At 36.1% G+C, this 8,194-nt stretch carries 1 protein-coding gene and 1 pseudogene; both read right to left on the bottom strand.

Annotated elements, in window-relative coordinates; translation table 11 throughout:
- Nucleotides 1-7,001: beta strand repeat-containing protein (locus ACTJIW_RS24105; RefSeq protein WP_440718497.1), on the bottom strand; the 7,001-nt coding region annotated here is incomplete at its 3' end.
- Nucleotides 7,002-7,138: 137 nt separating this feature from the next.
- Nucleotides 7,139-8,194: pseudogene (locus ACTJIW_RS24100) on the bottom strand (PorP/SprF family type IX secretion system membrane protein); the annotation flags it as partial.

Below are 8,194 nucleotides of genomic sequence, written 5' to 3'. Positions count from 1 at the left end.
GTACAATCTAATTCTTTTGTAACCTGAGCACCTGTTGTTAATTGCGGATAAACAACTGTTGCTGCCGGAGCTGATGCAATACAGCCGTTTTTATCCTTAACAGAAACTGTGTAAGATCCAGCTCCTACTGTGAAAGTAGAAGAAGGCTGGAAGTTTGTTCCGTCAATACTGTATGTTAAAGGAACCAATCCTGTAGCTGCTGCAGTAATTGTAAAAGTATTTCCTGAAGCTGTACATTGATTGTTTACCGTAACAGCTGTAATTTGAGGCATTGCATCTACAATTACTGTAACTGTAGATTTTACTGTACATCCGTTCGCATCTTTAACATAAACATCCCATACAAGATCTGCTCCTGAATTGGTATCTACTGTTAAAATGTTGCTTCCATCATATGGCGAACTTGGAACAGTTGATGGGTTTTTCGCAAAAGCGTAAGTATAATTAGGGGTTCCGCCTGAAGCAGTAACCGTAATTTGTGAATTGTCATTGTTACAGCTAACATTTGATGCCACAGCTGAAGAAACTGTTAAAGCTGCTGCAGGCTGAGTAAAAGTAATATCCGCAGAACTTGTACATCCTGTAGAACTGTCTGTAACTTGAACTGTATAAGTTCCCGCTGCAGCATTTGTCAATGTCAATACATTGCCAGATTTTGAAACGGTTCCTGTGTTTGGTGTAATTGTATATGTATAAGCGCCTGCAGTTGCAACTCCTGAAACTGTATAAGTTCCAGATCCTGTATTACCGCCTCTACAAAGAACATCGCTTACTTTGTTTGGTGTTACTACAATTGGAGCAGCTGAGTTAATAGTAAACGCTTCATTATAGTAACATCCGTTTGCATCGGTAACTCTAAAATTATATACTCCAGGAGCTAAACCAGCAAAAACACCTGTGGTATTTGTAGCTGCTGATCCTATAGGAGATGTAATAGCAAATGTTAATGGAGCAACTCCGTTAGTTGCAGTTGCTGTTACTGTTGTCGTTGCAGCGTTACAAGTAACTGCAGCCGCACTGAAACTTAAATCAGTCGGTGGATTTAATCTATTTATTGTAATAGTTTGAACTGGCGTTTTACAACCTTGAGCATCTGATACTACGTAAGAGATTGTCTGGTTAGTACCATTATCTGTTACTGATAAAGTACGTGTACTACTAAATGTAGTACCACCGTCAAAGCTATATTGATATGGTGCTGTACCAGTAGTAGGAACTGCAATTGTAACTGTTGCTGCTTGTTTTACATTTGAAGCATCACAGGTAAATGTTGTAGCAGAAGCTGTTGCTGTTAAAGTTGTAGGCTGTGTAATAACAATTGTTCCCACAGCAGACTTACAACCTTTGTCGTCCATAACTTGGTAAGAATAACTTCCTGCTGCTAATCCAGTGTAATTAGATTGTGTTACAAAAGTTGTTGGTACTGGTGTAGTTGAACTGCTGTAGAATAAATAAGTGTAATTTCCAGCACCTCCAGCGCCTGATAATTGTACTGATCCTGTAGAAGCACCATTACAAGTTGCATCTACTTTCTGAGCTGTCACTGTAGGATTCACAATAGCATTTACTATTGCACTAACGACAACAACACATCCTTTTGAATCTGTAATTTCGAAATAATATGTATCTGCTGTATTTGCTCCCGTATATACAAAAGAGTTTCCTGTTACAGCAGTACTAGATCCGTATGTACCGGCTCCTTTTCTAACTTTATAGCTATATGCACTTGTTCCTCCAGTAATGGTAACTGTAATAGAAGCATTTGGAGTTGTAGTACAATTTAATTCTGAAGTAATTTTTGCTTCACCGCCAAGTTGTGGTGCAATAACAATATTACTAACTGTTGCTGTACAGTTGTTACTGTCTGTTACAACAATATTATGTGTTCCTGGGCCAACATTCGTAAATGTATTAGAATTCTGAGCTGGTGCTCCGTCTAAACTATAACTTAATGTTCCTGTTCCTGTTGCCGTAACAACAAGAGTAGCCTGATTTGTTGTATCATAACATAGATCAGATGTTGCTGCCAATGTTGCTGTAGGAGGAGTTGGCGCGACAACTGTTACTGATGTTGATGCAGTAGATAAACAGCTGTTTGAATCTCTTACCACAACAGTATAGGTTCCTGTTGGAATATTTGTAAATATAGTACTTGTTTGGAAAGCGGCCACAATAGTAGCGCCATTCATCAATTGGAATTGATATGCTGGAGTTCCCCCCGTTGCACCTGCTGTAATTGTTGCCCCTGTAGTACAAGTTGCTTGTTTTGTTACAGCAGCCGATGGTGTAATAGCCGTTGGTGCCTTAATAACTTGAGTTAATGGAAATACACAGCTTGAAGTACTATTATCGAAACGCACTTGAATATTGTACGTTTTGCTTGTTAATCCTGTAGCAGTTACTGGAGAAACTTTAGAGTTAATCCATGTTGCACCATTATCTAACGAATAATCAAATCCATATGGAAGGTTAAAGTTTTCTGCTGCAATAGTAACTTCTCCATTATTAGATCCAACACAAGTTAAATCTTTAAATCCAGTGATTGAAGCTGAGAAAGCTTTATTACTGTCAATAACGATTGGGAAGTTCTTTTGTGCAATACAAGATTCTGGAATTTGACGTACCCAGATATCATCTATAAGAACATCATTTCCATTAAATTCATTACTATAAGATCTAATAACAAAACTTAAATTGTTATATGCTCCTGGATTAAGAGATAACTCTTTATATTCCCATTTTTCTGTTTTTGGTACAACCCAAGGATTAGAAGTATCTGTTGTTGCAACAATTGTTTCTGGACCGCCAACTCCATTTAAGTTATTAACTAATTGAATTGTCAGCTTTGGATCTGCATGTGTGGTTGATGTTTTTACAATCAAGTTTTCTGCCCATAATGAAATAATTACAGGTTGGTTTACAATAACATCTTTGATTGGTTTACTATACAAAATACCTCCAATACCTGCAGAACCACCAACATTTACACATAAAAATCTTCCTAAAGGATGTGCTGGAAGTGTATGATCTTTTGCAAAAATCCAAGAATTTCCAAAGTTAGTTTTAATAGAACTAGCTACAGCATATTTACCATCATTAATTTGGTAATCGTTAAAATCACCACAAGGGTATCCAACAGGGTGAGGTGTAGACTCATCTTCAAAACAATAAGCTGGGTTAATACCTGGAGTAGTTGTGTAACCTCCTTTACCAAAATCTTCTTGTAGCAAGTTACTATAAGTTGATACTGTAGTTACATTATATTTTACAGAAACAGTATGATTTCCTGATGGTACGTTAGTAAATACATTATTTGAGATTGGAGTATTGGCAACTCCGTCAAGATAATATTCATAAGAATAATTAGAAGAAGTTCCATTGGTAACCGTAACTGTACTAGTTGCAGTACCATTACAATTAAATACAGGATCTTCTACTTTAATAGTCGGATCAGAAGGTCTAGGATCTAAAATAATGTTATAAGGAATTGTATAAGTACATCCTAAAGCATCTTTAATTACTAAGATATAAGTACCCGGTAAAACATTTTTCTCATTAGAAGTCTGCCAAGTAGCACCACCATCAAAACTATATTGATAAGCAGGTGTTCCTCCTTGAGCATTATTGATTCTTAATTTTCCACCTTGATTAACACCACTGCCATCTGGAAGTGTACAACCCGCTAAAGCCGCAACTCCGGCAGAGGCTGTAAGAGCCGCACTTGGTCCAGTTATAGTAACATTTTCAGTTGGTCCAAAACAGTCTTGTGTAGCCGAATTTGGCCAGTTTGTAATTGGATATGTAATACTGTATTTTACTTTAACCTTATAATTACCTGGTGATAAATTAGAAAATATAGGGCTGGCTTGATAAGTACCTCCATCGTTTATACTATAAGCCATAGTATATCCATTAGCATTTGTCAGGTTAATTCTAATTTCTGAACTTCCGTCATAACAATTACTGTTAGTATGCGAAACTGTATAAACAGGTGCAGGCAATGAAGCCACTTTTACTGTAATTGTTTTTTCGCAAAGTTTAGAATCACGCACACGAATTACATAATCTCTCGCAGTTGGAGTTAAAATGATAATAGCATTCTGATCAGTATTATCATTTTCAGATGAAGCCTGAGGAGTAGTTGAGCCATCAACAAAGAATGAATAACCGCCGCTTCCTCCGCTTGCTGTAATTTTATATTTTCCTTCACTGCAGGCAGTAAGAGGTGTTATTGCATTTGCAGTAACATTAATTTCTGATGCAGGGTTATTAATATATTTTCCTGTAGATCCTGAACATTCTTTTGTGTTTCCGTTCATTGTATAAACTTCAACAGTATAATATTTACCCGGAGCAGGAGTGAAAGTATAAACGTTTGCTGTAATAGGCCCAACCTGCTGAATTAAGTTGGCTCCATCATAAAGTGCAAAATAATAATTAGAAAAACCAGCAGTAGCACTTACAGTTATACTTCCGTTATCTCCATAACAATTTGGCTGTTCATTAGGGTTTTCTACTTTAGGATCCATAGTTAAAGAAAGGATCTCTATTCTACCCGATTTATAAACGCAAGTATTTGGAACATTTCTAAGTCTGTAGTTAATTACATAAGTTCCTGCCTGCCAAATATCAAAAACATTACTGTTCTGCCAATTTGTTGTTGTGTTCGCACCAACATTTGTCAGGCTGTATTCGTAACCAGTAAGTAACTGCGCAGTAATGTTACCTTTATTATAACAAATAATATTTTTATGAGTTTCTGTAATCGAAACTTCAGTTTTATAAACATTAAAATAATAACGGTTCTGGCAACCATTTACGTTTATAGTAACACGATAATAGCCTGCTTCATTGGCTGTAAATAGTGATCCATTTGGTCCGGCCGAAACCCAAGTACAGCTTGTTCTTTCATCTGCACAAAGTTCAGATAAATCTGTTGGTCTGGCACATGTAGTTTTTTCCCAGACAATAGTCGCTCCGCTTAAATTCAGGTTAATTGATCTTGAATCATTAGAACCACACAGGTAAATTTTAGGTAATGGCTTACCATCAATTGGACATCCTGTTATTGTTCCATCAGGATTTCTATTATCCGCATAAGTAATAATAGGATTTGATCGTACACCGCCGCCATCTACAACAGTAATAATTTCCTGTAAATCGACACAAGGCGGATTGGCTGTATTATAAACATAATAAGTACCTGGCTGCGTCACAGTAAGGGTCTGACTAGTTCCAATTACTGGTGAACCTGAAGAATTTGTAGACCAGGAATAACTTTTATAACCTCCAGATGCAGAAATCGTCATACTAGATGTACAGATTTCTGTTCTTCTATTTTTACAAGCATCTAATCCAACCAAAAAATTAGTCGATTGAGGCACTATATTACATCCCGTTGTAGAAGAGTAACTACTGTCACCGTAATTGGTATTTGAACCTCCAAGATCACCTACATAAGTTGTTCTTGCTGTATTCTGAATCAAATTAGAACAAGCATCTGTTAATTTAGAACAATCATCTACAACTTTAACCTTAAAACGAATTGTATATTCCGGTGATCTTGTTGGAACAGCGGTAACATAACTATTCGGTATTGTAAATGTTATAGTTCTTGTTGTTGGATTGTATTGAACATAAGAGTTTCCTGCCGCTGTTGTTGGAATAGTCATTCCCGGCGGAAGCTGCATAATGTCTGATGGAAAATTAAAATCTGTATTTATAGGAAGCTGATCTGTAATCGTAAATGATTTCGCATTATCATTTCCTTCATTTTTAAATTTCAATTCATATCGAAGTTCTTCTCCTAGTGTAACATTTTTATTACTTGCATCAACATTATTAATATCTTTTACCCCTTTTGTCAAAACGATTTTTGGTGCAATAATGTCTACCGAAAAAGCAGTAAAATAATAAATAAATACGTCAGTTGTTGTACCCAAGGTAATGGTCGCCTGAGTATCATTATTTTTAATAACATTAGACGAAGGATCAATATCAATTACACCCGTATCAAAACCTAGTGTATTTCTACTTTTCGGAGTTCTATCAAGATAAATAGAACCTAAGCTGTTGATTGTACTGTTAAAAAAGTTATTAGCATTGCCCACTCTAGGTCTGGTAGGAGGCGTAATAGTTGTTCCGTTTATTTGAAGATAATCTCCGGTATAACCTAAATCTCCCTCAAGAGCAGCAAATGCAAAACGTGCCTGAACTGGACCTGTAGGAATAGTAGTAAAACCTGTAATTACAGTATTATTTGGCCCTCCTCCCTGCTGTCTTGCAGTAAATCCATTAAAAGTAGAAATCGCTTTTGTTGGTAAGCTTGAATCCTCATAAACAATAAAAAGAGACCAGCCAGCAGACAAACCAGTTCCTCCATTCGATCCTTCACTTGAAATTACGTTAGCAACGGTGTAAGTACCATTAGGATTTGTTGCACTCAATAAATTGGTAACATCGGCAAAACAGGCATAAGCCTGAGTATTATCAGGATTAATACCACCAGCACGTGTTGTAATATCATGAATAATCGTTCCAGTAATATCTTGATAGTTACTGTTGGATGTATTAGGAACCTTAAATTTTACTTTCTCAATGTTATTTCTGTTCGTACCGTTTAAAGTAGCAGCCCAATACAATGCCGCATAGGCAACTCTATAACAAGGAGTTCCTGGAGCCCTATTATTAGGTACAGTAAGATTGGCACTACTTGAACTAAAAATACCCGGTGTTGCTCCGTTGTCGATATTGATATAACGCATATCAAAATTACCATTCAGACCAGTTCCGTCATAATCACTATTTGGACTTGCAGTAACTTGACCAAATCTATTAGTTTCTCTTCTGTTAAGAATGTTATTTCCAATAACAAGAATATCTCCTTTGAGCTGTGCATTATACTCTCTATCGAATGTCTTTAGATTTTGGGACATTACAATATCGCATTGCAAAAACAACAAAAATAAAATTGCAATTTTTAGAATAGTAGGTTTTTTCATGGTATTTACTTTATTGGGCTTTGGTCTTATTATCTAAGGGGCATTAGAGAGTAAGATTCGAGCGCTTTAAACTCTTTTTATAACTAACTTCTTAAATTAAGAAGGATTTGACTTTTATATTTTAATCAAAACTTATATTAATTCTCAACTTTTACAATTGCCATTTTCCCATTATATGGCTTAGATCCTTTTGCTTCAAGTGCTTTTGTAGCCTCTTGTAAACCGTCGAATTTCTCGTAATAGATATAATACTTACTTGTTGTTATGTTGTAGAAGAAATTTACATCTGTAAGTCCAGCTGCAACAGCTTTCGTTAAGAATTGATCTCTTTTTTCAACACTATTGTGAACTGCAAGAATCATATAGTAACCACTTTCAGAATTTTTAATATTCTTGATAATCTGCATATTTGACTGATCTTCACCAAAATCAAAATCACTTGCTGTTAGTGGTGTACTGCTTACTTTTGTTGTTTCCTTAATACGTTTAAGAGCGGCAACGTCCTGAGCATATCTTCCTTCATCATTTTCATAAGCTGCACGTTTAATTCTACGTTTTTTCTCAATCTCAGTTTCCGTTTTAATACGTTCTAAATCGGCTAACAGTGCTGCTCCTTCCATTTCCATTTTCAATTGAGCTGCTTTTAACTGATTTATCTTTTCTAGATAAGCTTTGTTTAAAGCGTCATTCTTATTAGGAACTTTTTTAAGCCTTTCGTTATATAAATTCGTCAGCTTGGCAATTTCATCTTTCTGGATTCGGCTGGCATCTGCAAGCTGTGCTTTTAAAGCTTCCAGCTGGCTGTTTTCAGCAGCAACACTCTTGAACGGTTTCGGCTCTCTATAAATTCCTTTTTCGCTTAAGTCATTCTCTTCTTTTAAGTCATTCAAGTCTTTTTGTTTATTTGCTACAGTTGCTTTAAACTGGTCTAATAAATCATTCTGAGTTTTACTTGTACCCTCAATAGATTGAGTCAGATTTTCAATTGCTTTTGCCGTTTCGTCTTTTGCAGCTGCAGCTCTGGCTGCTGCCTCAGCATCAGCTTTTGCTTTTTCTGCTGCTAATCTTGCCTGACGTTCTTCTTCTTCTTTTAATTGTCTTGTTTCTTCTTCAGCTCTTAATCTTTCTGTTGCTTCTGCATCAGCTTTTGCTTTTGCATCTGCTAATAATTTAGCTTGAGCAGCTTCCATATC

The organism is Flavobacterium sp. 22659 (assembly GCF_052044235.1).
GTDB lineage: Bacteria > Bacteroidota > Bacteroidia > Flavobacteriales > Flavobacteriaceae > Flavobacterium > Flavobacterium johnsoniae.
This window is presented reverse-complemented; position numbering and strand designations above follow the sequence as displayed.